The sequence below is a fragment of the Marinobacter panjinensis genome (genome assembly GCF_005298175.1).
Classification (GTDB): Bacteria; Pseudomonadota; Gammaproteobacteria; order Pseudomonadales; family Oleiphilaceae; genus Marinobacter; species Marinobacter panjinensis.
Map to the genome: position 1 here is coordinate 2,445,598 of NZ_SZYH01000001.1, position 23,658 is coordinate 2,469,255.

19 protein-coding genes are annotated in these 23,658 nt (G+C 58.5%); 10 read left to right on the top strand and 9 right to left on the bottom strand.

Annotation, left to right across the window (positions count from 1 at the left end; genetic code table 11):
* Positions 1 to 86: 86 nt before the first annotated feature.
* On the bottom strand, positions 87 to 2,252 hold the full coding sequence (gene uvrD, locus FDP08_RS11270) for a DNA helicase II (protein WP_137436254.1): 2,166 nt from the start codon (positions 2,250 to 2,252) through the stop codon (positions 87 to 89).
* 236 nt (positions 2,253 to 2,488) lie between these two features.
* Between uvrD and FDP08_RS11275 the strand changes: the two genes are divergently transcribed.
* From FDP08_RS11275 to FDP08_RS11290, 4 genes are read left to right on the top strand one after another with little or no spacing between them, the layout of a single operon-like run.
* Positions 2,489 to 4,102: a methyl-accepting chemotaxis protein gene (locus FDP08_RS11275; RefSeq protein ID WP_137436255.1), complete on the top strand. Its 1,614-nt coding sequence runs from the start codon at positions 2,489 to 2,491 to the stop codon at positions 4,100 to 4,102.
* Between the two features lie 34 nt (positions 4,103 to 4,136).
* Positions 4,137 to 5,366, top strand: a complete 1,230-nt coding sequence (locus FDP08_RS11280) for a hypothetical protein (protein ID WP_137436256.1) — start codon at positions 4,137 to 4,139, stop codon at positions 5,364 to 5,366.
* A gap of 11 nt (positions 5,367 to 5,377) precedes the next feature.
* The gene (locus tag FDP08_RS11285; protein ID WP_137436257.1) at positions 5,378 to 5,791 is read left to right on the top strand and encodes a type 2 periplasmic-binding domain-containing protein; all 414 of its coding nucleotides are present in this window, start codon (positions 5,378 to 5,380) and stop codon (positions 5,789 to 5,791) included.
* 26 nt (positions 5,792 to 5,817) lie between these two features.
* Positions 5,818 to 6,066, top strand: coding sequence for a hypothetical protein (locus tag FDP08_RS11290; RefSeq protein ID WP_228263288.1), 249 nt, complete (start codon positions 5,818 to 5,820; stop codon positions 6,064 to 6,066).
* Positions 6,067 to 6,096: 30 nt separating this feature from the next.
* On the opposite strand, the gene FDP08_RS11295 is transcribed toward FDP08_RS11290, so the two are convergent.
* Positions 6,097 to 7,548 (bottom strand): NAD-dependent succinate-semialdehyde dehydrogenase, encoded by a 1,452-nt coding sequence (locus FDP08_RS11295; protein WP_137436258.1) that lies wholly within the window; start codon positions 7,546 to 7,548, stop codon positions 6,097 to 6,099.
* A gap of 160 nt (positions 7,549 to 7,708) precedes the next feature.
* On the opposite strand from FDP08_RS11295, the gene FDP08_RS11300 reads away from it, so the two are divergent.
* The gene (locus FDP08_RS11300; RefSeq protein ID WP_137436259.1) at positions 7,709 to 8,722 is read left to right on the top strand and encodes a histone deacetylase family protein; all 1,014 of its coding nucleotides are present in this window, start codon (positions 7,709 to 7,711) and stop codon (positions 8,720 to 8,722) included.
* 4 nt (positions 8,723 to 8,726) lie between these two features.
* Here FDP08_RS11300 and thiI read toward each other — a convergent pair whose 3' ends face one another.
* Complete coding sequence (gene thiI / locus FDP08_RS11305) at positions 8,727 to 10,181, bottom strand: tRNA uracil 4-sulfurtransferase ThiI (RefSeq protein WP_137436260.1); 1,455 nt, start codon at positions 10,179 to 10,181, stop codon at positions 8,727 to 8,729.
* 163 nt (positions 10,182 to 10,344) lie between these two features.
* Here thiI and ppnN point away from each other — a divergent pair, with 163 nt between their 5' ends.
* Entirely contained in the window at positions 10,345 to 11,745 is a 1,401-nt protein-coding gene (ppnN, locus tag FDP08_RS11310) for a nucleotide 5'-monophosphate nucleosidase PpnN (RefSeq protein ID WP_137436261.1), read from the top strand.
* A gap of 21 nt (positions 11,746 to 11,766) precedes the next feature.
* Here ppnN and FDP08_RS11315 read toward each other — a convergent pair whose 3' ends face one another.
* Positions 11,767 to 12,102: a c-type cytochrome gene (locus FDP08_RS11315; protein WP_137436262.1), complete on the bottom strand. Its 336-nt coding sequence runs from the start codon at positions 12,100 to 12,102 to the stop codon at positions 11,767 to 11,769.
* 173 nt (positions 12,103 to 12,275) lie between these two features.
* On the opposite strand from FDP08_RS11315, the gene FDP08_RS11320 reads away from it, so the two are divergent.
* Positions 12,276 to 13,379, top strand: a complete 1,104-nt coding sequence (locus FDP08_RS11320; RefSeq protein WP_137436263.1) for an enoyl-CoA hydratase/isomerase family protein — start codon at positions 12,276 to 12,278, stop codon at positions 13,377 to 13,379.
* Between the two features lie 12 nt (positions 13,380 to 13,391).
* Here FDP08_RS11320 and FDP08_RS11325 read toward each other — a convergent pair whose 3' ends face one another.
* The 3 genes from FDP08_RS11325 to FDP08_RS11335 form a co-directional block, all read right to left on the bottom strand.
* The gene (locus FDP08_RS11325) at positions 13,392 to 14,087 is read right to left on the bottom strand and encodes an ankyrin repeat domain-containing protein (RefSeq protein ID WP_170979015.1); all 696 of its coding nucleotides are present in this window, start codon (positions 14,085 to 14,087) and stop codon (positions 13,392 to 13,394) included.
* Positions 14,088 to 14,160: 73 nt separating this feature from the next.
* Positions 14,161 to 16,293, bottom strand: a complete 2,133-nt coding sequence (locus FDP08_RS11330; protein ID WP_137436264.1) for a tRNA(Met) cytidine acetyltransferase TmcA — start codon at positions 16,291 to 16,293, stop codon at positions 14,161 to 14,163.
* A 22-nt stretch (positions 16,294 to 16,315) separates the two neighbouring features.
* Positions 16,316 to 16,696 carry a DUF2237 family protein gene (locus FDP08_RS11335; RefSeq protein WP_137436265.1) on the bottom strand — a complete coding sequence of 127 codons (381 nt, stop codon included), beginning with the start codon at positions 16,694 to 16,696 and terminating at the stop codon, positions 16,316 to 16,318.
* A gap of 188 nt (positions 16,697 to 16,884) precedes the next feature.
* On the opposite strand from FDP08_RS11335, the gene FDP08_RS11340 reads away from it, so the two are divergent.
* The 3 genes from FDP08_RS11340 to FDP08_RS11350 all read left to right on the top strand — a co-directional run bounded on the left by FDP08_RS11340 (position 16,885) and on the right by FDP08_RS11350 (position 21,151).
* Positions 16,885 to 19,215, top strand: coding sequence for an ATP-dependent helicase (locus FDP08_RS11340; protein WP_137436266.1), 2,331 nt, complete (start codon positions 16,885 to 16,887; stop codon positions 19,213 to 19,215).
* A gap of 147 nt (positions 19,216 to 19,362) precedes the next feature.
* Positions 19,363 to 20,562 (top strand): OmpA family protein, encoded by a 1,200-nt coding sequence (locus FDP08_RS11345; RefSeq protein ID WP_137436267.1) that lies wholly within the window; start codon positions 19,363 to 19,365, stop codon positions 20,560 to 20,562.
* Positions 20,563 to 20,668: 106 nt separating this feature from the next.
* Complete coding sequence (locus FDP08_RS11350) at positions 20,669 to 21,151, top strand: DUF4124 domain-containing protein (protein WP_137436268.1); 483 nt, start codon at positions 20,669 to 20,671, stop codon at positions 21,149 to 21,151.
* On the opposite strand, the gene FDP08_RS11355 is transcribed toward FDP08_RS11350, so the two are convergent.
* Positions 21,136 to 22,380, bottom strand: a complete 1,245-nt coding sequence (locus FDP08_RS11355) for a methyltransferase (RefSeq protein WP_345789447.1) — start codon at positions 22,378 to 22,380, stop codon at positions 21,136 to 21,138. The genes FDP08_RS11350 and FDP08_RS11355 overlap by 16 nt on opposite strands.
* Positions 22,377 to 23,648: a D-amino acid dehydrogenase gene (locus tag FDP08_RS11360; protein ID WP_137436269.1), complete on the bottom strand. Its 1,272-nt coding sequence runs from the start codon at positions 23,646 to 23,648 to the stop codon at positions 22,377 to 22,379. Before FDP08_RS11360 ends, FDP08_RS11355 begins: the two co-directional genes overlap by 4 nt.
* Positions 23,649 to 23,658: the final 10 nt, after the last annotated feature.

The following is a 23,658-nucleotide window of genomic DNA, read 5'->3' on the forward strand; positions in this document are numbered from 1 at the left end:
TTAGCGAAGCGTAATCCGACAAATAGTATCGACTTGCATAGTGTCGGATTACGCTTCGCTAATCCGACCTACTTCTGCAACCGAACTCAGCAGGCCTCCAGAGGCGCGTAAGCCAGCACCAACCACTTGGCACCCTCATCAAAATTCACCTGCACCCGGGTATGATGGCCGCTACCTTCGCTGTTCATCACGATGCCCTCACCAAACTTCGGATGACGCACCCGCTGCCCCAGGCTAAAGCCCGCCTCCTCCATGGGGGCGGAATCAAACAGGCTTTCGTTGGGCCGGGATACCATGGCCGGGCGAGTGACGGTGTTGCGTAGTCGCACTTCCTGGATGCAGTCGCCGGGGATCTCGCGGACGAAGCGGGACAGGGCGTGGAATTTCTCCTGGCCGTACAAACGGCGTGATTCGGCGTAAGTGAGCACCAGCTTTTTCATGGCCCGCGTAATACCCACGTAGGCCAGGCGGCGCTCCTCTTCCATTCGCCCCGGTTCTTCCAGTGACATGCTGTGGGGGAACAGGCCTTCCTCAACCCCAGCCAGGAATACCAGCGGGAATTCCAGGCCCTTGGCGGAGTGCAGGGTCATCAACTGTACACAGTCTTCGTTGACCTCTGCTTGTGCCTCGCCGGCGTCCAGAGCTGCCTGGGCGATAAATTCGGACAACGGATCAACGCCCTCCTCCGCTTCGAAATCAGAGAGGGCGTTCACCAGTTCGTCCAGGTTCTCTGCCCGCGCCTGACCTTTCTCGCCCTTTTCGTTGGCGTGGTAATCCCTGAGGCCGCTCAGCTCCAGGGTTTTCTTCATCAGCCCGTGCAGGGACGCGTCGCCCACCATCTCCGTCAGGCCTTCGATAATCCCCATGAAGGATTGCAAGCCTGTCTTGGCGCGGCCTTTGACCTGGCCCGCTTCCAGCAGCCGTTCTGCAGACTCCCACAGGGATATGCTGCGTTCGGTGGCAAATGCCCGCATGTCCGCCAGGCTCTTGGCGCCGATACCCCGGGCCGGGATGTTCACTACCCGTTCAAACGCCGCGTCATCCCGACGGTAATGCACCAGACGCAGGTAGGCGATGGCGTTGCGGATTTCCTGGCGGTCGTAGAATCGCAGGCCACCGTAGACCCGGTAGGGAATGCCCTGGCGGATCAGGGATTCTTCCAGCACCCGGGACTGGGCGTTGGAACGGTACAGAATAGCGGACTCGCTGCGCAGGTTGCCCTCGCTGACCCAGGTGCTGATGGTGTCGGCGATGTAGTTGGCTTCATCCTGCTCATTGAAGGCGGCGTACAGGTTGATGGGTTCACCGTCCGGGCCATCCGTCCAGAGTTCCTTGCCCAGACGGCCCTGGTTATTGGCAATCACGGCGTTGGCCGCTTTCAGGATCAGTTGCGTGGACCGATAGTTCTGCTCCAACCGCACCAGCCGGGCATTGGGGAAGTCCCGCTGGTACTGCTGGATGTTTTCGACCTTGGCACCGCGCCAGCCATAGATCGACTGGTCGTCGTCCCCCACCACCGTCATCGGTACCCGGTTACCGGCCAGTAGCTGCAGCCAGGCATATTGAATGGCGTTGGTGTCCTGGAACTCGTCCACCAGGATCTGCTGGAAACGGCTCTGGTAATGGCTCAACAGTTCCGGACGGTGGAGCCATAGCTCGTGGGAGCGCAGCAACAGCTCACCGAAGTCTACCAGCCCGCTGAGGTTGCAGAGTTTTTCGTACTGGCGGTAAATCGTCAGCATGGTACTGGTGAAATGGTCTCCGGGGTTTTCCTGGATGTGCTCCGCACGCAGCCCCTCGTCTTTCTGGCCGTTGATGAACCACTGAGCCTGTTTTGGCGGCCAGCGACTCTCGTCGATCTGCATCTCACGCATTACCCGCTTGATCAGGCGCAGCTGGTCATCGCTGTCCAGCACCTGGAAATTCTCCGGAAGGCCGGCGTCACGGTAATGGGCACGCAACAAACGGTGCGCAATCCCATGAAAGGTGCCAAACCACAGTCCGCGGGCAGGGATGTTCATCATCTGCTCGATGCGGTAACGCATCTCCTTCGCCGCCTTGTTGGTGAAGGTCACCGCCAGGATGCCTGTGGGCGGTACCTTGTCCACCTGCATCAGCCAGGCAATCCGGTGAACCAGTACCCGAGTCTTGCCACTGCCCGCACCCGCCAGCACCAGCAAATGGTCATTCTGGGCCGTAACAGCCTCGCGCTGGGCGTCGTTGAGGGGATCAATAATCGGGGAAACATCCATTGATAAATATCACTGTGCTTGGGTGGCTTTGACTTGCGAATTATAACAGGGCCGGGACCGACGGGGGTGACTGGTGCCAGATAAAGGTATTCACCCAAATCCCGCAGGGAACGGTCGCCAACTCCGCCGAAAACACAAATTAACACTGTGATACAAATCACAATGTTATCTAGTTAGCAGACTACCTAAACTGCAGCAGCCTCAAGTCCCGAGGTGGGTTGTCCGGGAATCACACCATGCTGTCATCACTCAAGATCTCACAAAAGCTCAGCCTGCTGGTTGGCGTCGCAATCGTTGCTTTCGTTATCAGTCAGGGTTTCTCCATCCTTACGGAACGTTCGAACTCTGAACGTCTGAACCAGGTGAAGGACAGATTGTACCCGACCTTGGAGCTCACGACGGTCAATCTGGGCCAGCTGCAACTGATGGAGCAGCAAATCAATGGATCCGTAGCCACCGGTGATGATCAGCAACTGGACGATACACGGGAATTCCGCGACACCATTTTAGCGAATTTGCGCGAAGTGTCCGATCTGAACCCGGAACTGGCCAAAAACTCTAAAGCCCTCAGCCAGGCCCTCGAGCGCTATTATTCTGAAGCCACGCGTATTGCCACCGCCATCATCGAGGGCACCGCTGACTTTTCCCGCATTGGTGATGAAGCCTCTGCCAATGCCCGCAGGCTTGAGCAACTTCGTACCGACCTTAACGACATGCGCCTGCAGACCCGCAGCCGTTTCCAGGGTGCCATCACCGACACCGTGGAGGCTTCCAGTACGTCCACCTCTCTGGCTATAACCATACTCGTTGTTGCACTGGTGCTTCTCACGGGGCTCAGCCTGGTGATTGGAAAATCCATTGGCAATAGCCTGCGACAAATTATTGAATCCCTTGAGAACATGGCTTCTGGTGAAGGTGACCTCACCTCCCGCATCCACTACGAGGGTAAGGACGAACTTCGTGAATTGGTGGACCAGTTCAACCTCTTCATTGAAAAACTGCACAAATCCTTTGCCACCATTCGCGATGACGTCAACCGATTAAACTCTGTCACAGATCATCTGACGAGCACCAGTCAGACCAACCTGGAGCGCATCAGCAGTCAGGCTCAGGCGATTTCATCTACCCGCAACTCAGTGGATGAGCTGGTTCGCAGTGTAGAAGAGGTCGCTGGTTTTGCCTCCAGCGCGTCTGACCAGACACAGGATGCTGCAAAGTTTGCCCAGTCGGGTCAGGAGAAGGTCAACATTAACGTTGCCAGCATTCGTGAACTGGTGGCCGAGATCGAAAAAACGTCCAGTCTTGTTAACCAGTTTGATGAATTCTCTTCCCGGGTAGGCGGACTGCTGGACACGATCCAGACAGTTGCGGAACAGACCAACCTGCTGGCACTCAACGCTGCGATTGAAGCGGCCCGCGCCGGTGACCACGGGCGTGGATTCGCCGTAGTTGCCGACGAAGTGCGTGGCCTGGCCGTTCGCACCCACAAGTCGACTGAAGAAATCCAGGGTGTCATTTCCGAGCTATCGAAGCTTTCGTCGGCTGCCGTGACCTCCATGGAACACAGCGTCAGCAAGGCCCACCAGGGAGTGGAAGCCACCACGGAGTCGGGTGAAATCCTCAATCGCATTCTCAGCAACGTACAGCAGATCAGTGAGCTTAACGAACAGATCGCTGCAGCCACCTATGAACAGAGCACCACGTTCAATGAAGTAACCGGCCAAATGACAAACATGCACAGAAACGCAGAAGCCGTAATGGAGAGCACTGATGAACTGGATGTGGTCAGCCGTGACATCCAGAAGGTGAGCTCGGGTCTGCATTCAGTGGCCAGTCAGTTTCGAGTTTAATTCGCCCTACCCTCCCAACCAGGAATAGCAAACTATGAGAATCTACTTTCGCCTGGCGCCCCTCGCGCTTGCCATCGCTGCCGGCAGTGTCATGGCGCAGTCCAGTGACGAAGCCGTTGCCCAGATGCAACAGCAACTCAAGGCCATGCAACAACAGCTGAACTCAGTGAACAATGATCGCGTTCGCTTCAACGGCTTTTTCAGCACCGGCTACAGCCGCGCCAGCAATGATGCAGGCTTTGACGGCATTACTGAGGAAACCAGCGTTGCCGATCAGAGTCTGCTGGCGCTGCAGGGCACGTTTGATGTCACCGAAAAGAGCCAGGCGGTCATGCAGCTGGTCGGCCGCGGATCCGAGGACTGGGATCCCGTGATCGAGTGGGCTTACCTGAGCCATCGGCCCACCAACAATCTGCAGCTACGTGCCGGCAAGATGCGTCTGCCATTTTTCATGTACTCGGACTCGCTGGAAGTGGGCTACTCCCAGACCTGGGCCCGACCTCCTGCCGCAGTTTATGACCCTGTAGCAATTCAAAGCTACGTGGGCGCTGATGCCACCCATACCCTGAACTTCGATGGTTCATCACTGACCACCCAAGTGTTCACCGGCTTTACCGAGGAAGAAGGCAACATTTCCGAAGTTGAGTTGCGTAATACTGCAGGTTTGACCCTGGGCTGGACCGATTACGTCTGGACAGTGAGAGGTATTGCGGCCACCGGAGAAACTTCAATCAATGCCACCCGCCTCGCAGCCATTGCCGAAGCCAATGGGCTTCAGTTGGTTGATGGCCAGGCGATTCTCGCCGATGAAGAAAGAGGCAATTTCTTCGGTATTGGCCTGGGCTTTGATGACGGCACCTGGCAGGTTATTTCCGAAATTACCCGGGTAGAAGTTGACGGTAAGTTCGCTGATACCGACTCTGCTTACCTTTCTGTTGCCCGTCGTTTCGGAGCGTTCACACCCTATGCCGTCATTGGCTGGGTTGAAAGCCAGGACAATGACGAGCGGGAAGCCGCATTCCTCGCCCAGGCCCCCTCGGGTGCAGTCGTGCCAGCCGTGCCGGAATCGATACTCAACACGCGCCGGGATGAATACAGCGTCGGTATGCGCTGGGATATCACACCCGGTGTTGCCATCAAAGCGGACATTACCCATGTTCGTGGATTTGAAGATTCAGCCGGGGGGCTCAACCCCGCTTTTGTTCTGACCAGCGACAACGACAGCACCAACGTTTATACCCTTAAACTCGACTCGGCATTCTGAGGAGGCCTGACATGAACAAGCAAAGCCTGATTATACTGGCAAGCCTGCTGCTCAGCCCCCTGGCGATGGCTGAGGTGGTGGTTATTGGCCATCCCGCTGGCCCGGACAGTATCAGTTCGAACCAGGTCCGGGATATCTACCTGAATCGCAGCCAGCAACTGCCAGATGGCCAAAAAGCCAGGGCGTTCGAACTCCCGGAAGGCAACAGCGCCCGCTCGGAGTTTCACGATAAGGTCACTGGCCGTAACGATGCCCAACTCAAGGCTTTCTGGTCTCAACAAGTGTTCACTGGTCGTGGCCAACCGCCCGAGGAACAAGGCAATGCCGCGGCAATAAAAGCCCGGGTTTTATCTACGCCGGGCAGCATTGGCTATCTTGATGCTGCGGATGTGGACGCTACAGTCAAGGTTATATTGACGCCGTAAGTTTCCAATACCCGGGGGGCCAGCCAATGGCCGGGCCCCGGGCAGAACTGGTCATCATCGGCCATCACGGTGGCCCCGACACCATTACGTCACAACAGGTAAAGGACATTTACCTGAACCGCAGCTCACGCCTGGCTGAAGTCGTTCTGGTCACGACAGGTGTTAACCGGGAAGGGGCATCCGCCGAGGGAGGTCTCCTCGGCGAACAGTATGAAGAGTGTGGTGTCATCCACCCTGGGCAGTATCGGCTATCTCGACTCTACCCTGGTGGATGATTCGGTGAAGGTCCTGTTGACGCCGCAGCCTTAAAAGCCGCGGGGTACAGTCTGGGCTTCGACAAATTCGAACAGGCCTTCCAGGCCGCCCTCACGGCCGATGCCGGAGGCCTTCATACCACCGAAAGGCGCTTCCGGCGTTGGGCCGGTCCCGGTGTTCCAGCCACAGTGGCCAAAACGTAGCCCGGCAGCCACTCGCTGGGCACGCTCCGCATCTGCAGTGAACACATAGGAGGCCAGGCCGAATTCGGTGTCGTTACCGGCTTCTATGACTTCCTCTTCGGTACGGAACAGGGCCATGGGCACCAGTGGACCAAAGGTCTCTTCGCGATAACACTCCATATCCCGGTTAACACCGGTGATCACCGTTGGCGGAAAGAAAAGACCATCACCCAGTTCCTTCGGCTGTTTACCGGCAACGAGGCCAGCGCCCTTCTCGAGCGCATCTTCAAGGTGGCGTCTGACTTTGTCGAAGCCGGCCTTGTTGATCAGCGGGCCGAGATCGACATCACCGTTGATACCGTCACCTACCGTCATCTTGTTCACTCGTTCGGCGAGTTTCTCACCGAAGGCATCGGCCACTTTCTCGTGGACGAAAATCCGGTTGGCGCAGACACAGGTCTGGCCACCGCCACGGAACTTGTTGGCAATAAGGTTATCGGCAGCGGCATCCAGGTCGGCATCGTCAAAGACGATATACGGTGCGTTACCGCCCAGCTCCAGCGCCAGCTTCTTAACCTGGTCTGCCGTGTCCAGGATCAGCTTGCGACCCACTTCCGTGGAACCGGTGAAGCTGAGCATGGGGACGTCGGGGCTCTCGCACAGCACCTTGCCGATTACGCTGGCCTTGCCCATCACCAGGTTGACCATGCCATCGGGAATATCTGTGTGCTTGTCCATCAGGGTGAACAGGGCAATCATCGTCAGTGGTGTTTCACTGGCCGGCTTGATTACCGATGGGCACCCCGCCGCCAGGGCCGCGGACAGTTTCTTGGCAATCATCCCGATGGGGAAATTCCAGGGCGTAATCAGACCGGTAACGCCAATGGGGCGATAATGCACGGTCCAGGTACAATCCTTCGGCTTCTCTGTCAGGGTGTGGGCATCCAGCGCCTGGATATGTTTGGAGCAGTAGTCAAAGAAGCCGGCGGCATAGTCCACTTCGCCCTGGGCTTCCTTGAGGGGTTTGCCGTGCTCCATGCACAGGATGCGCCCCACTTCTTCTTTGTTGGCCTTGAGAGCGTCGCGGATATCTTCCAGCCATTTGCGCCGGGTTTCAATGCTGTATGGGCTGGTCAGGCGAAGGGCGGATTTGCCGGCGGCAACGGCATCCTTCACCTCGCTTTCCGACATCGACGCCACACTGGCAATCACCTTGCCCGTGGCCGGGTTGTAGACATCGAAGGTGTTACCGTCCGGGGATTCAGTCCAGCGACCGCCGACATAGCCAGTCAGCTTGGGAAGCAATGGTGACTCGATCATCTCGGCTCCTTTTCAAAATGTATAAATTCGGGTTTGCGTCAGTGTGATATGTCTCTCATAGTGGATGCAGAAACCGCTACTGTAAAGTCAGACAAAGGTGTTTTGACCCACACCCGCGGGCGCCTATACTCGAACAATGTCATTATCAGGAGGCCGGAATATGAAGGCGTTTTTTCATCCCTCACAGGATCAGCATCTTCCCAAAACGTACTTTACCCGAGGCCAGATGCGCCAGCCCCAGGAAGTACCCGATCGTACCGGACAAATGCTGGAGGGGCTGAAAGCCATGGGTATCCCGGTGCTGCAGCCCGCGGATCAGGGCGCAGGAGCGATTTCGAAGGTTCACGACCTGAGCTATCTGCGCTTTCTGGAGTCTGCACACCGGCGCTGGTCAGAAATGGAGGACTGGGGTGACGAAGTCATGTCCAACATCTTTGTGCGCTCACCGAACGCCCTGAAAGGCATCCTTGCTGAAGCGGCTCGATATCAGGCGGATGGCAGCTGCCCGATCGGTGCAAATACCTGGGCTGCCGCCTACTGGTCTGCCCAGACGGCTCTCGGTGCCGCCGATGCCCTGATTGCCGGTGAACGCACTGCCTATGCGGTCTGCCGCCCACCGGGGCATCATGCCCGCAAGGACGCAGCCGGCGGCTTCTGCTACCTCAATAACGCAGCCATTGCTGCGGAACATATGAAAACCCGCTTTCCCCGGATCGCGATACTGGATACCGACATGCACCACGGCCAGGGCATCCAGGAAATCTTCTACGATCGCAGCGATGTCCTTTACGTATCCATTCACGGCGACCCCACCAATTTCTACCCGGTAGTCAGTGGTTACGAAGACGAACGTGGTGAAGGCGAGGGGCTTGGTTACAACATCAACCTGCCGATGCCTCACGGCTCGTCAGAGGACGACTTCTTCGCAAAACTTGAGGAGGCACTGGCCGCCATTCGCCTGTTCCAGCCAGACGCGCTGATACTTCCTCTCGGGTTCGACATCTATCACAACGATCCCCAGGCCAAAGTGTCAGTCTCCTCGGAAGGGTTCTGCCGTCTGGCTACCCATATCCGTCAGACCGGCCTGCCCACACTGATTGTGCAGGAAGGCGGCTATGATCTGGAAACCCTGAGCGAGAACGTGCAGCAGTTCTTCAAGGGGCTGGAAGGCTAAGCGGTCAATGCGCGGGGGCGTACACCTTGATGTTGGTGTGGCCCTCGGCTTTCAGGTTACAGGCGTGCATCCGGCTCATGGTGCCGCGGTCGCAATACAGCAAGTACTGCCTGTCGGCCGGAAGCGACGGGATGCGTTCGCTCAGCTCGTAGAAGGGAATTTCCACCACCTGGTTACTGGTGAGGTGCAACGGTGACTGCTCGCCTTCCGAGGGATGGCGAACATCAATAATGATGTCGTTCACATCCGGCGTATGCACCAGCTCCACCTCTTCCGGGGTCTGCGTGGTTTCCAGCAGACGGTTGACCGGCGTGTCCTGGCGGCTTGCAATGGCCTGCTCCAGCACCTGTGCATCCATGGCGGCCTCATCCTCCTCAACACGATGAAGCTTTGCCCGGGTTGCCGGTTTGCGGGAGATCACACCACAGTATTCCGGCATGGTGCGGGCGAAGGGCTCGGTGCCGATTTCCCGTGCGATGTTGATAATGGCTTCCTTGTCCATGGAAATCAGCGGGCGCAACACCACCTCGCTACTGGCCCTATCCACCACACTGAGGTTTGACAGGGTCTGGCTGGAAACCTGTGCCACTGCATCGCCGGTCACCAGGCCAGAGGCGTTGTTAATGGCCGCAATTTCCGAGGCTGCCTTCAGCATCTGGCGCTTCAGCACCACACCCCAGTGGCGCGGATTGACCGACCGCATGATCTCTTCCACCACCCCTTCAAAGGGCACGGAAATGAACTTGGCACCATGCGAGGCACCATAGCGGTCCCAGATATAGTGGACCACCTGACGCACACCAACTTCGTGAGCCGGGCCACCCAGCCTGAAAAACAGGAAATGGGACCTGAGCCCACGACGCATCATCAGGTAAGCCGCCACGGAAGAGTCGTATCCACCGGAAACCAGTGTCATCACGGTTTCTACGGCCCCTAAAGGATAGCCGCCGGCACCACGGTGTTTGCGGTGAGCGATGTGATAGTTATCATCCTGGATTTCAATACGCACCTCGACCTCGGGCTTGCCCAGGTCAACCCCTTTAGGCGCTGAGGCCGCGAAAAGCGCTGCGCCAACAAATCGCTCGAGATCGATGGACCGGAACGAATGGTTTCCATGGCGGCGAACCCGGACCGCAAAGGTCTTGCCCTGGATGCGTTCGGAAAAGGCTGCAACGGCCTTTTCCGCCACGTCTTCCATGCTCACCCAGGGAAAGATACCGATCTCCTGGATGGTGGAAATGCCGGGGATGCGCTGGAGTTCTTCGATAACCGGGCCCGCCAGGCCACGCCCATCGGGAATATCCACATCCACCCTGTCCCAGGCTCCGTCCACATGGATGTCATTATCAAGGCGCGTGAGCAGCTTGCGAATATTCTGGCGCAGGTGCCGCATCTGCTGTCTGCGAACGGGTTTGCTCTTGATGGCCACTTCAGGGGCGGGACGAATAAGAAGTTTCATAAATCGGACGTCTGTCGGGTAGCGTAATTACGTTAAAGTGCTTAGTGTAACGGTTTCACTGCATGCCTCAAAATCAGGCATTCTCGAAGCTGGTTATAATTAGACAAAAAGGCATCAGCATGATTCCAGGGTGCCAGCGAAATATTCAGGAGTTTCACCGTTCATGACCGAATCCACCATCAATGCCCTGGTGTCCCCAGAGGGCAGTCTGGAAATCCTGTCCACTTTCGAGGTCAACCGACTCAAGGACAAAAGTGAAGGCGGCCTCTACCGCCTGTTCCGGCAATGCGCACTGGCCGTTCTCAACACCGGCGTAGAAACTGATGACTGTAAAACCCTGATGGAAGCCCATGCCGATTTCGACGTGCGCCTGGTGCCCCAGCCAAGGGGCCTTAAACTGGAACTGGTCAATGCGCCCGCCCACGCGTTTGTGGATGGGCAAATGCTGCGCGCTATCCGCGAACACCTGTTCTCGGTATTACGGGATATTATTTATTCCTATTCCATCCCCCAGTCCGCATCGGGACTTCGCCGGGACGATCCGGAAGGCATTACTAACCTGATTTTCCACATACTGCGCAACGCCCGTGTACTGCAGGCTGGCCGCCATCCGGACCTGGTGGTGTGCTGGGGCGGGCATTCGATCAATGAACGGGAATACCAGTACAGCAAGGAAGTAGGCCATCAGCTGGGGCTGCGGGGGCTGAGCATCTGCACCGGATGTGGCCCTGGCGCCATGAAGGGCCCGATGAAGGGAGCCACCATCGGCCATGCCAAGCAGCGGGTTAAGAACGGCCGTTACATCGGGCTTACGGAGCCGGGCATCATCGGCGCCGAGGCACCGAACCCCATCGTTAACGAACTGGTCATCCTGCCGGACATCGAGAAGCGCCTTGAGGCCTTTGTCCGCACCGGCCATGGCGTAATAGTATTCCCTGGTGGCGTGGGCACCGCCGAAGAAATCCTCTACCTGCTAGGCATCCTGCTTCATCCGGACAACGCGGACCTGCCCTTCCCGGTGGTCTTCACCGGTCAGCCGGAAAACGCTGAATACTTCGAGATGATTGACCAGTTTATCCGCAACTCGCTGGGGGACGAGGCTACCAAAAAATACGAGATCATTATTGACGATCCGGCAAGGGTGGCACGCACCATGAAGCAGGGCATGAAAGATGTGGAGACCTTCCGCCGTGCCATGCAGGACGCCTACTATTTCAACTGGATGCTGAAGATCGACCCGGTGTTTCAGATGCCATTCGAGCCCACCCACGAAAGCATGCGGGCACTGGAATTGCATCGCGACCAGCCGGCTCACCTGATAGCGGCTAACCTGCGCAAAGCCTTCAGCGGCATTGTCGCCGGTAACGTCAAGGAAAGTGGTATTCGGCAAGTCCAGGAACACGGCCCCTTCGAAATTGCCGGCGATCCGGCACTGCTGACACCGTTGGGAGCCATGCTCAAGGAATTCGTCACACAGAACCGGATGAAGCTGCCGGGTTCGAGTGCTTACGAACCCAGCTACCGGATTGTCAGCGGAGCGGCACAGGCCACTCCCTTGAAGTAACGAGGCTGACGATGGCGGGGATTATTTCCCGCCGTCGGCCGGCAGGCTTGAGTAGTAGGCTGCAAGATTGGCAATGTCTTCATCACTGAGGCCCATTGCCTGACCCTGCATTACCGCAGACTGCCCACCGCTACGCTGTTTGTTCTTATAGGCCTTGAGCGCAGACACAAGGTATTGCTCGTTCTGCCCCGCCAGGTTCGGGTAACCGGGAATGGCTGCGATGCCATTCTTGCCATGACAGGCAGCGCAGACAGCCGCTTTGGCTTTGCCTGCCTCGGCATCGGCAGCCGTTGCAACAGCGGGAACTGCCGCGCCCAGAGTAAACAGAACAGCAATGGTGTGGTATTTCAGATTCATTGGTTTTACCCTCTCATCGTTATAGAACCCGACAGATATCTGAAGGGTGAAATCTTTGGTCAAACTTATAGCACAGACAGTACAAAGCTCAAATGCGATAAATCAATGCACCTTACTCAGATACGTAGCATCACGCCATACACGCCAACGTATTTTTCAGCGGAGAAGTGACCATGCCCATCCAGGTCCAGGAACTTGAATGCCGGGAAGGCACCATTGGCCAGATTACTCTGGACGCTCCCGGCAGCCTGAATGCGCTCTCGGGTTCAATGATTGACGACATTCAGACTACGCTGGACCAGTGGGCCGGGGCCAGCCATATCTGCATGGTTATTTTCCGGGGAGCAGGCGACCGTGCCTTCTGCGCCGGTGGCGACATCCGCGAGCTCTACGGAGCGCTGTCCGGCATGGAAGACAACGCTGTCGCGGCAAACTACTTCGCCCACGAGTACCGTGTGGATTACACCATCCACCGCTACCCCAAACCCGTCATCACCATTGCCCATGGCGCCGTTATGGGTGGTGGCATGGGCATTCTCTCCGCGTCCCGCTACCGGGTCATTACCCCCGATATCAAAATGGCGATGCCCGAAATCTCCATTGGCCTGTTTCCCGATGTCGCTGCCAGCTGGTTCCTTAACCGTTTACCCGGCCGGCTTGGTCTGTTTATGGGCCTGACCGGCGCCCGGCTGAATGCCACGGATGCTCTGCGAGTGGGGCTTGCGGACATGGCCATTCTCCCCGAGCAGATCGATTCGCTGATTGCCCGCCTGCAGGATGAGCGCTGGACCGGTGAGTCCGCCGCTGACGACAACCGCCTCTTCCGTCTGATCAAACAGCTGGAGCATCCGGACTACCGCGCCTTGCCAGCCAGCGAGCTGGCCCGCCATGAACAGAGCATCGCCAGACTCAGCGCCGGCGACGAGTTACCGGCGATCGTTGAGAATCTGTTGGCTGCGGATGTCGACAGTGACTGGTGGAAAGCCTGCATGGACAACCTCCGTGGTGGCTGCCCGGTCACAGCCTGGCTGGTGTGGACCCAGCTCAAAAAAGCACAACAGATGTCCCTGAAAGACATTTTCAGGATGGAGCTGGCCATGGCCATCCGCTGTACCCAGCGGCCGGATTTACGGGAAGGTATCAGGGCCAGGCTGATCGAAAAGGACAATTCGCCCCAATGGTCGTTCAAGACGGTGGCCGACGTGCCCGAAAGTGTTGTCGAGGAACACTTCCTGCCGGAGCTGGACGACAGCAACGACCCCATGAATCTGGACTGAAAAACCCAGCCGTCAGATTTCAGCGCCGGCCTGGATCAGCAGCATTTCCAGGTCCCGGTTGTTGCTGGCCCGGGCGAGATCCAGCGCGGTTGTTCCGTTCGAGCCCCGGTAGTTCACATCTGCACCGGCGGCCAGCAGCATCTCGGCGGTCAGCAAGTCCCCGCCTTCCACAATATGCATCAGCAATGAACGCCCCCCCTGGCTGACATTTACGTTGGCTCCGGCCGCCAGCAATACCTTGACCACCGACAAATGTCCGTTGCGCGCTGCCCGGATCACCGGCGTTGTGCCTTCGCTGTCTTTGGCATTCACCCTGGCGCCGGCAGATAACAGCAGTCGGACCAGACGGCGATGCCCCTCTTCCGCCGCAATCATCAGCGGTGTCACACCGTCTGCCGATGCGCGGTCCGGGGCAGCCCCTTCGCTGAGCAGGAACAGGGCGATGCGGTCTTCGCCCGCTTTCACCGCAGCGGCCAGAGGCGTGCCTTGCTCTGTCAGCGTATTCAGCGATGCGCCCGATGAGGCCAGGGACTCCACTTTATCGAGATCACCGCTGCTGACAGCGGCCATTAGCGGTGTATCGGCCACTGAGGACTGGCGCTGTTCAAGATTGGAAGGGTCGCCACCCGAAGCACAGGCAGTAACAAGCAGACTGGCGAGCAGCAAAAGCAGGAGTTTCGGAAGGATGAAGCCGGTTCCCTGGGCCATGACGATTGGGTCTCTGTGGATGCATTTTTGCAGGTATTCTGGTCAGTAACCGGGCGGAATTAAATCGAGCTGTTCACAAGTCGGGCCGGTTTTGCAGAATATTATGAACTACCTTACGCAAGGCGTTTTCTCCCTGCTCCCGGCCCAGACAGTCCTTCGTCACCTGTAAACCTTGCCATGACCAGCCCTGAAGCACTGCTCTCGCCCACAGGGACTGTGAACCTGAAGCCAGAACCAGTCCGATGACCTCCGGCTGCATTGACAGCTTTGCCAGCACTGGTACTGCAAGATCAAAGCCCCGGTGGCCCTCGGCAAAACTGCGCAGATCTCTGCGGTCGTCCTCGTTGAGGGGAGCAACAGGCGGCAGACCGCCAGTCAATTGCAGGGCCAGGCCCGGCTCCAGATCGGACCAGTTCCGAGGCAACAGGATGAGCCAGTGTTCCGCCAACCTGATGCGCAAGTGACGGGCCAGCGCCGTGCCATTGGAAGACACCCCGCTGAGCATCTGCAGCGGATACTCGCCACTGCTGGCCTCCCGTTTCAGGCCCAGGCGCACAGGCTCCAGCCCACACTGCTGCCAGAAGGAGACCAGCCCGGCGTTGCCACCAAAACTGGTACCAATAGCATCCAGCCCCTGGCGTCGGGCATGGTCCCGCGCTGCCGCCACCAGCTTCTGACCCAGCCCCCGGTGGCGTACCTCCGCACTCACGGCAACCCGGACCACCCGCAGAAGACGCTGGCTCGCTGCTTCGGCAAACCCGCTGTGAGTCGCGAGCGACTGGGGCAACAGATGCCCCCGCAAACGACGCTTGCCCATCATCACCTGCTCAGCCAGCTCCGACTCCAGGCCACCTTCTGCCGTTGCCCACAGCACACCGACCAAAACCCCGTTGCAAGTCAGGCGCCAGCTCACTGCCGCCGGATCATCCATCCATTGGCGCAGATCACCGGGCGACGTGCGGTAATGGGCGTCCACCAGCAAACCAAAAGCTTCCTTCAGCTCCTGATCCCCGGCTATGGCGGGGCTCCAGCGTTCCACCACCACACCGGAACTATCACCCTCCGCAGCCGGTGCCTCTGCATCCAGCAGAAACATCTGCCGGGTCAATGGTTCCAGGGGGTCAGACGCCGACCAGCGGATCGGTGCCGTGAGCGAGGCTCCGCGCCAATGCGGCGTTTCGGTATCCAGTACCGAACGAAAGCGAATGGCAAAGCCCCGGCCTGAACCTTCGTAACCATGCACCGTCGTTGAAAAAATCACCCTGGGCCAGCCCAGCAATACCTGCTTCAACAGGTCTGACGGAATCCCGGCGGCCTCATCCACCATCACCACCTCTGCATCCGGCTGCTCGGCAAGCAGCCGCTCCAGGGGCAAATACTGCAGCCGGCCCTGATCGCCGACCGCTACATTGTCCGTGCCCATCTCCGGCCCGGATACCTGCCCGGCAGCAAGGCGGGCATGATGAAAAAGTGTCTTCACGGCACCCTGTTCCGGGGCCGTCACCACCACCCGCTGCCGCCCCTCCTGCAACAGACGAACCGCCGCCATCCCCAGTGCCGCTGACTTGCCCCGCCCCCGGTCGGCCGTCACTACCAGAGGCCGCCGACGCCGGCCCAGCCCCGTTCGGACAAGATCTTCCACGAGCGCACGCTGGTCTGCCGTGGCACCCACCTCAAAGGCCTCACCCGCAACAGGAATCTCCGGCAAATCCGGCTGCGGATTTACCGACGGATTAACACGAATAACATCAGAATCGCTGGCCACAATACGGGCCAGCCGGGCAGCAAACGGATGCCCGGCAGCCCCATCCAGTCCGGTACGCCAATAATCCGGATCTTCAAAACCGCCCCAATCCGCGAGCGGCGGCATCAGCCAGAAAAACAGCCCGCCAGCGGACAATGTTCCTGACAACGCCGCAAAACTGTCCGGCGGATTGCCCTGCCAGCCATCCCACACCACACAGGCCAACTCCCGCCCCAGCCAGCGGCGTCCTTCAACGGGTTTTATCGATGTCAGCGAGGGTTCGGGTTGATCCTCAACCGACCCAGTCCAGACCCCTGGCGTAACCGGCAAGACAGGGAGGAGTGAACCCAGCCACGCAAGAGAGGCATCACGATCCCCCTCCACAACCACCAGCCGCCGATGCCCGGCTGCACGAAGATCGGCTTGCAGCTTTTGCCACTGGAGCAGGTCAGGCTTGTTCATGCAGGCTCTCTATGCCATCCATTCAGCTCAGGTCCACGGAATGACGCTTGAGATCTTCCAGTTTGGAATACTTAAGCGCCGACCGGTGGGTAGCTCTCAATTTAACCCGTGGAGCACAGTCGGCCTCAAACGCCTCCTGCCAACGGGACGCACACAGACACCAGGAATCGCCTTCTTTCAATCCGGGGAAACCAAACTCCGGCCGAGGCGTGCTCAGGTCATTACCCTTGGCGCTGGAGTACTCAAGAAAGTCATCCGTAACAACCGCACACACCACGTGGGCACCCAGGTCGTCCGGCCCGGTGTTACAACACCCATCGCGATAAAATCCGGTTTCCGGATCCGTACCACACATCTCAAGGGCTTCGCCCAATACATTCACCGCTTCAGCAGTTGTAGCCATAGCGTCATTCTCCTAAGTAGGGGGAGGATTTGGGTAACTGCTTCCAAAACTGTGCGGAGCCATGGATGGCGGAGCTCAAGCGCCACATGGATGTGCTCGAGCGTGTTTTGGAAGCAGCTACCCAAATACTCCTGTACCAAGCATGCGATCAATCCGAGCAAGCAAAAAAAACAAAAGTGATCAGGATTATGCGGCACCAGTATCAGCACTACCAGCCGCCGGGTACAATACCGCCCATGCCGACCCCACACCAATCGCAGACCATGACCGAGCTACCGGACTACCTCACCGACGAGCAGCGGGCCATCATCACCGCCGGCTTTGAGCATGTGGTGATAACCGCCGTCGCAGGCAGCGGCAAGACCTCAACACTGGCCTGGCGCATCCGCTACCTGCTGGAGCAGGGGCACGATCCGAACCGTATGCTGGTATTGATGTTCAACCGCAGTGCACGGGTGGACTTTGAACGAAAGTTGCAGGAGGTAACCCGCAACCTCGGCCTGGCGACGCCGGAAATCCGTACCTACCACGCCATGGGTCTGCGGCTGTACAAACGCTTCGTACGGGAAGGCTTCCTGCCGGGATTTTCCGACAAGATCCTCACCGACCAGGAAATCAGCTACCAGGCCTGGCAACTCACCCGCCGGCTGGCGCCTGAAGACCTGGCGGACGAGATTCGCCGCAACAAGAAAGACTTCGTCGAAACTGCGGTCAACTTCATCGATCTGGTCAAAACCACCCTGTCCCCGGTGGAAATCGTATTCGAAGAGCTGGGCTATTCCGACAAGCACCGTTACCTGATTGACCTGTTCCACAGCTTCGAGCAATGGCGCAAGTCCCAGAGCCGGATCAGCTACGCCGACATGCTCTACGAGCCGGTGATGGCCATCCACCAAAACCCGCCGCTGCAGCGGTTAGTGGGTAACAAGATGGACCTGATCCTGGTGGATGAGTACCAGGACACCAACGAGATCCAGCACCTGCTGCTGCGATACGTAGCGGGCGACCGTGCCCGGGTGACCGTGGTGGGCGACCCGGACCAGACTATCTACGAGTTCCGTGGCGCCAAACCAGACTTCATCCTCAAGCGCTTCAGCGAAGAATTCGAAAGCCCGCTGGAGCAGACCCTGAGTTACACCTTTCGCTATGGCCACCAGGTAGCGTTGCTGGCCAACCACCTGATCTGCCACAACACCGGGCGCAAGGACGTGCTGTGTCACTCCCACCCGTCCACACCACAGACCGGGATCACCCTGCACCAGCAGGAAAACGACAGCGACATTGTCCTTGCGTTGCTTCAGCCCATGGACGAAACAGCCCTCGGCAACACCGCCATCCTGTTCCGGGTGTGGAGCCAGAGCGTGCCTATTGAACTGAAACTGCTGGCGCGGCAGGTGCCCTATCGCATCGACGCCGGCAAGGGCGCACTGTTCAGCCGCGAAGTCCAGGCCATCACCAGCCTGCTGATGGTGGTGTCCGGGCGCATTCGCAACTTGCCGGACGACGACCGGCTCGATATTGCCCGGCAACTGCTTCGATTCCCCCATGTGGGTCTGAAAGAGCCGGAACTGGAGCAACTGGCGCGTTTTTTGGCAGGATTTGGCGACGGCTGGCATGAGCGGCTGCTGGCCATGGACTTCGACGCCCTGGCTCCCATGGCCGCCAAAAAACTTCGCAAACTGGGCGAGACACTGGCGCAACTGGGCAACTTCAAAGGCCCAGTGGCGGATGTGATTACCCGTTATGCGGATGAAACCGAGCTCTACGAGGGTATCCGTAGCCTCGCACTCACCCATGAAACCGCCGACGAGCGTATCGAGACCGTTCGTGGCTTCCGGCTGTACCTGGCAGGACTGGATGTCAGCATCGAGGGGGCGCTTGAGCACCTGAAAGATCTGAAAAAGCAGGCGGGAGAGAATCGTCGCGGCGGCGCCCTGCTATCCACCATTCACCGCACCAAAGGGCTGGAGTGGTCGACCGTTATCCTGCCCGGGCTGCAGGAGAAGTACCTGCCTTACTCCCCCCGGGCCCAGGACGATCCCAAAGCCTTTCTGGAAAGTGAGCGCCGGCTGCTTTACGTAGCCATGACCCGCACCCGGGAACAGCTTCACCTGATCACCCGCCCCTTCGGCGAGAAACGGCATCTGGACGGCGACCAGGGCCCCAGCCGGTTCGTGGACGAGCTCTGCTTTCCCCTGTCACAGGAATTCGGACTGTGGCTGGATAACCGAAGTGCCGACGCAGAAAATACCGTGACAACGACAGTGCCCGTGACACCCACAGGCATTCGTTACGCTTCCCGTGAAGCCGTGATTCTCAATGGTAGCCGCGAAACACTGGACGATCAGACAGCGCCGTTATGGGCAAGACCCCGCCTGAGCCACGCCATTTTCGGCACCGGATCGGTTGTTGGCGAAGACGACAGTTCATTCGAAGTCCGCTTTGATAACGGCGACACCCTGAATTTCAGCAAAAAAAGCGCCCACCTGTATTTCACTACACTGTCATCAGGGGCCTGAGTACAATTGCCGCCCCCTCATTGGCACTCTTTCTTTGTTATTCCTGATCCTGTCACGTAACTTTCACGTAATTATGCATTTACAGTGCTTTACGAGAGAATCGCAGCCATATTTACGCCACAACGATAATCGAACAGGAGGTTCTGCATGAACATCATACGTCCATTGACCATTGCGGCCCTGACCGCATCCCTCGCTACCCCGGCCCTGGCCGATCGCGAAGAGACAATCTATCTGAACCCCTTCGTCGGATTTCAACTGTTTGATGACAAACGGGATCTCAGCGAAACTGCCACTTTCGGCATAGGTGCGGAATACCGCTTCCACCCTAACTGGGCCGTCGAGGCGGTTTACTCCAATGCCGACGCTGATCGCAAGTACGAGGGCGGCAACAGCGACTTTAACGAGTACCGGCTGGACGGTATCTATTATTTCGCCGGCCAGGAAGAGGCCTGGAACCCCTATGTGTCAGCCGGTGCCGGCCATGCTGACTTTGGCGACGATGTTCTGATCAGACAGACTGCCGGATCTGACCACGAAGAGACCCGCGTAAACGTGGGCGCCGGTTTCCGCTACAACGTCAGCGATAATGTGTCGATCCGCGCCGATCTGCGCGAATTCCACGGCATCGACGAGAGCACTTTTGATACCCAGGCAACCCTCGGCCTGAGCTTTGCCTTTAGCCGCACCGTGACTGAATCCAGCCCCAAGCCTGCTGACGCAGACAACGACGGCGTGCCAGACAGCCGCGACCAGTGCCCGGGTACACCGGCTGGATCCAGTGTCGACAGCAATGGTTGCGAGCGCGATGACGACCGCGACGGTGTTGCCAACAGCAAGGACCAATGCCCCAACACCCTTGCCGGTGCCAGCGTGAACAGTCGTGGCTGTGAGCTCGACAGCGATAACGATGGTGTTGTCGACCGCCAGGACCTGTGCCCTGGTACCACTGCAGGCGCTGAGGTAGATGATACTGGTTGCGAAGGCGTTACCGAGACGGTTGAAACCATTGAGCTTAAGGTGCAATTCCCCACCAACAGCTCTGTTATCGGTGATACCTATGACAATGAAATCCGCCGTGTTGCGGAGTTCATGCGCGAATATCCGGAAACTACCGTCGAAATCGCCGGTCACAGTGACAGCATGGGCGAAGCGGACTATAACCGTTTCCTGTCCCAGCGCCGCGCCGAAGCCGTTGCCACCCGTCTGACCGATGCCCTGGGCATCAGTGCCGATCGCGTGGAAGCCGTTGGTTATGGTGAAGTCGAGCCGATTGCCAGCAACGACACTGCAGCGGGCCGCGCCGAGAACCGTCGGGTTGAAGCCCGCATCCAGGTTCGCCGCTAAGCGTCGGGGTTGCGACCGTTCGAATCAACCATATGAGAAGGCGCCTTCGGGCGCCTTTTTCGTTGCCGGCGTATGAGGCGTGGTTTTCAGACCAGGGGAGAGTGATATGAAGCAAACCCTGTTAATCGGTATTCTCATGCTTGCAGTCCCCGCTACGACCTGGTCCCAGGTTTATCGTTGCGACGCTGGCGGCGAGACCCGATATTCCGACCAGCCCTGCGGGAAGGATTCGGAGAGAATCACCATTCGGGACAACCGGATCGGCGGCAGTTTTGGCCAGAACCTGCCACCGGAACCAAAGCCGGAGAAAACCGAAACGGAACAGGACAAACGCGAACAGCAGCAGGCCGAAAGCACTTGCCGCTTTATCAACTCTACCGACCTGAGACGATACCTGGTGCGGGAGCAAGTGGTAAAAGGCATGACCAGGGAACACGTTCGCAAAGCCTTTGGCCGGCCCCCTGAAACCTACCCCACTCCCCAGGAAACCTGGGTCTACCAGACCAAATACTACGGCAACCTTTACGAGCTGACCTACGTGTATTTCCGTGATGGCTGCGTGGAGGACGTGGTCTACCGCAAACCCTGAGCGCCCTGGTGATCCCCGGACTGCACAGCATCAATCAGCAGGTTGCGGGGCGTCAGCTGTCGCTCACAGAAAGTGCCCAGCCGGACGTCGTAACCCTGCTCCTCCAGAAATAGCACGTAGTCCAGCACCAGCCAGAGCTCCAGGGGCCTCCGGAACAGATGACGGACCAGCTCATGGCGGCGCACCTCCTGAAACCGCCGCTCACCATGACTTTGCCAGTAGCCGAAATCCGTATCCTTTGGCAAATCCAGGCCCTTTTTCATCGCCGCCCAGCGACAGAAATCGGCAAAATCACCACTCATCAACCCGGCCGAATGGGACGGCACTGGCAAATAGGCATCAACACCTCGCACAAACCGTTGCAGACCGTCAAAACCCAACCGCCAGCGGCGCACCTGACGGGTTTGCTGCCGCACCCTTTGCGGCGCGGTGACGGTTTCCTGCACGGCCAGTCGCAAATCATCCCGGCTAACCTGAAGGGTGTTTCGCCAACTCCCCGCCCGTCGGGACATTGGCTGATAGTCCGGATTTTCAGTCAGGTGGTAACAGCAGGGTGAAAAACTCAGCCGTGGTTGCCCGGTGTCCGCCACCCTGCGCATCAGATTGCGATGCAGATCACCACAGGCATGCAGGGCAACGCCATGGAGAGCCTTCGGCATCACCAGCTCTTCCGCCATGACATCCTGACAATGCAAAGTGACCGCATCACCGAACTTCCCTGCCAGACGGTTACCGTCATCGACCAGAGCCTGGTCCCACTCGAATCCCGTCACCGTGCCATCGCAAAAGGGCGCCAGGGTTCTGGCCAGATGCCCCTTGCCGCAACACCAGTCCAGCACATCGTGTCCCAGCGGCTGAACAGCAGCAGCGAACGCCCCGGATTGCAGCCGCTTGCGCCCGGGCATATCAGTGGCCCTTACTTCCGGCAGAGTACTCTGATCTGATGATTCAGACGAAAGGGGTTCGACACAGGTCAGCTCGTCAAAACCCTGCAGTGACGGCAGCTCCCGCTCCAGCAATCCGGCAGTTTTGCCGGGCTCATCGTCCAGTTGCCGGCAGTCTTCGTCAGAGAGCTTTGCCACCCGCGCTGCCAATGCTGGCCATCGGTCGGCCCAGGCCGGGTTCGGGTCGGTAAACGGCAACGGTTGCCAAAGCTCACGGTGCTGCACCAGCCAGTCGTTCAGCTGTTGCCATCGCCGATAAAATGACATGCCATGGACGAGAGTCACTCGGCAAACCTCCCGGGCCGAAAAGCATCCAGACACACTGAAGTCTCCTCGCCATCGATCAGCTGGGCAACCACATCCGCACTGCCCGCCGACAGGGTCCAGCCGAAGGTACCATGACCGGTATTAAGAAACAGGTTCTCCCGCGGCCCGCGGCCGATAATCGGGGGCCCATCCGGCGTCATGGGGCGGAAGCCGGTCCAGGTTTCCGCAGCCATAAGGTCGGCGCAGCCCGGAAAGCGGGATTCCACGGATTTGCGGATGGTGGCCAGCCGTGCCTTGGGAATATCACGGTTGAAGTCAGCCAATTCCACAAAGCCCGAGGCACGCAGGCGATCGCCCAGGCGGGTAGAGACCACCTTGTAGTTGTCGTCATGGACGGTGGAAACCGGCGCCTTTTCAGGGTCCGCCAGAGGCACCGTGAAGCTGTAGCCTTTGACCGGATAAATAGGCAGCTTCAGTCCCAGCTGGCGGGTCAACTGGCCCGACCAGCAGCCGGCACAGATCACCACAGCATCCGCCTCCAGGGTTTCTGCTTTCCCGTCCTTGTTGCGGGCGACAACGCCAGTTACCCGATTATCATCGGAGAGCAGATCTTCGGTCTCGGTGTTGTAGCGCAGACTTACCCCCCTGGACTCGCAGGCTTGGGCCAGATCGCGGGAGAACAGATGGCAGTCGCCGGTGCCGTCGGTATCGTAGCTCAGCGCGCCAAAAAGTGGGCCATTGCCGGTCATTCCGGGTTCGGCTTCGCGAACCTGCTCGGGTGTCAGTAACCGGGAAGCGATGCCGAGCTCGTTAAGCAGCTGGTGAGTCTGACGGTAACCTTCGAGAGCTTCCGGTGTACTGGCCAGATGGAGTAGCCCCTTGTGATCGCCATCGAAGTTCAGATCCAGTTCCTGTTCCAGCGCCAGAAAGCGTTTGCGACTGTGGATGCCCAGGCGAAGCATTGCGCGCTTGTTGAGGCCAAACAGACCGGGCGACCTGGCATAGCGCAGGCTGGCAATGACGAACCTGAACGTTTCCACGGAGGGCGGCACCCGTAGCTTCAGGGGACCATCTCGCTTGAAGATCCAGGGCAGCGCCTTGAGAACCATGGCCGGGTCAGCCCAGGGATAGACCACACCATAGGAGCGCTGTGCGGCATTGCCCTTGCTGGTCTCGTTTCCGGCAATCCCGTGGCGCTCCAGCACCGTGACCTGGTGGCCCCTGCGATTCAGCTCATAAGCAGTGGTCATACCCACTACGCCGCCACCAATTACAATAATGTGCATTTGCCTCTCC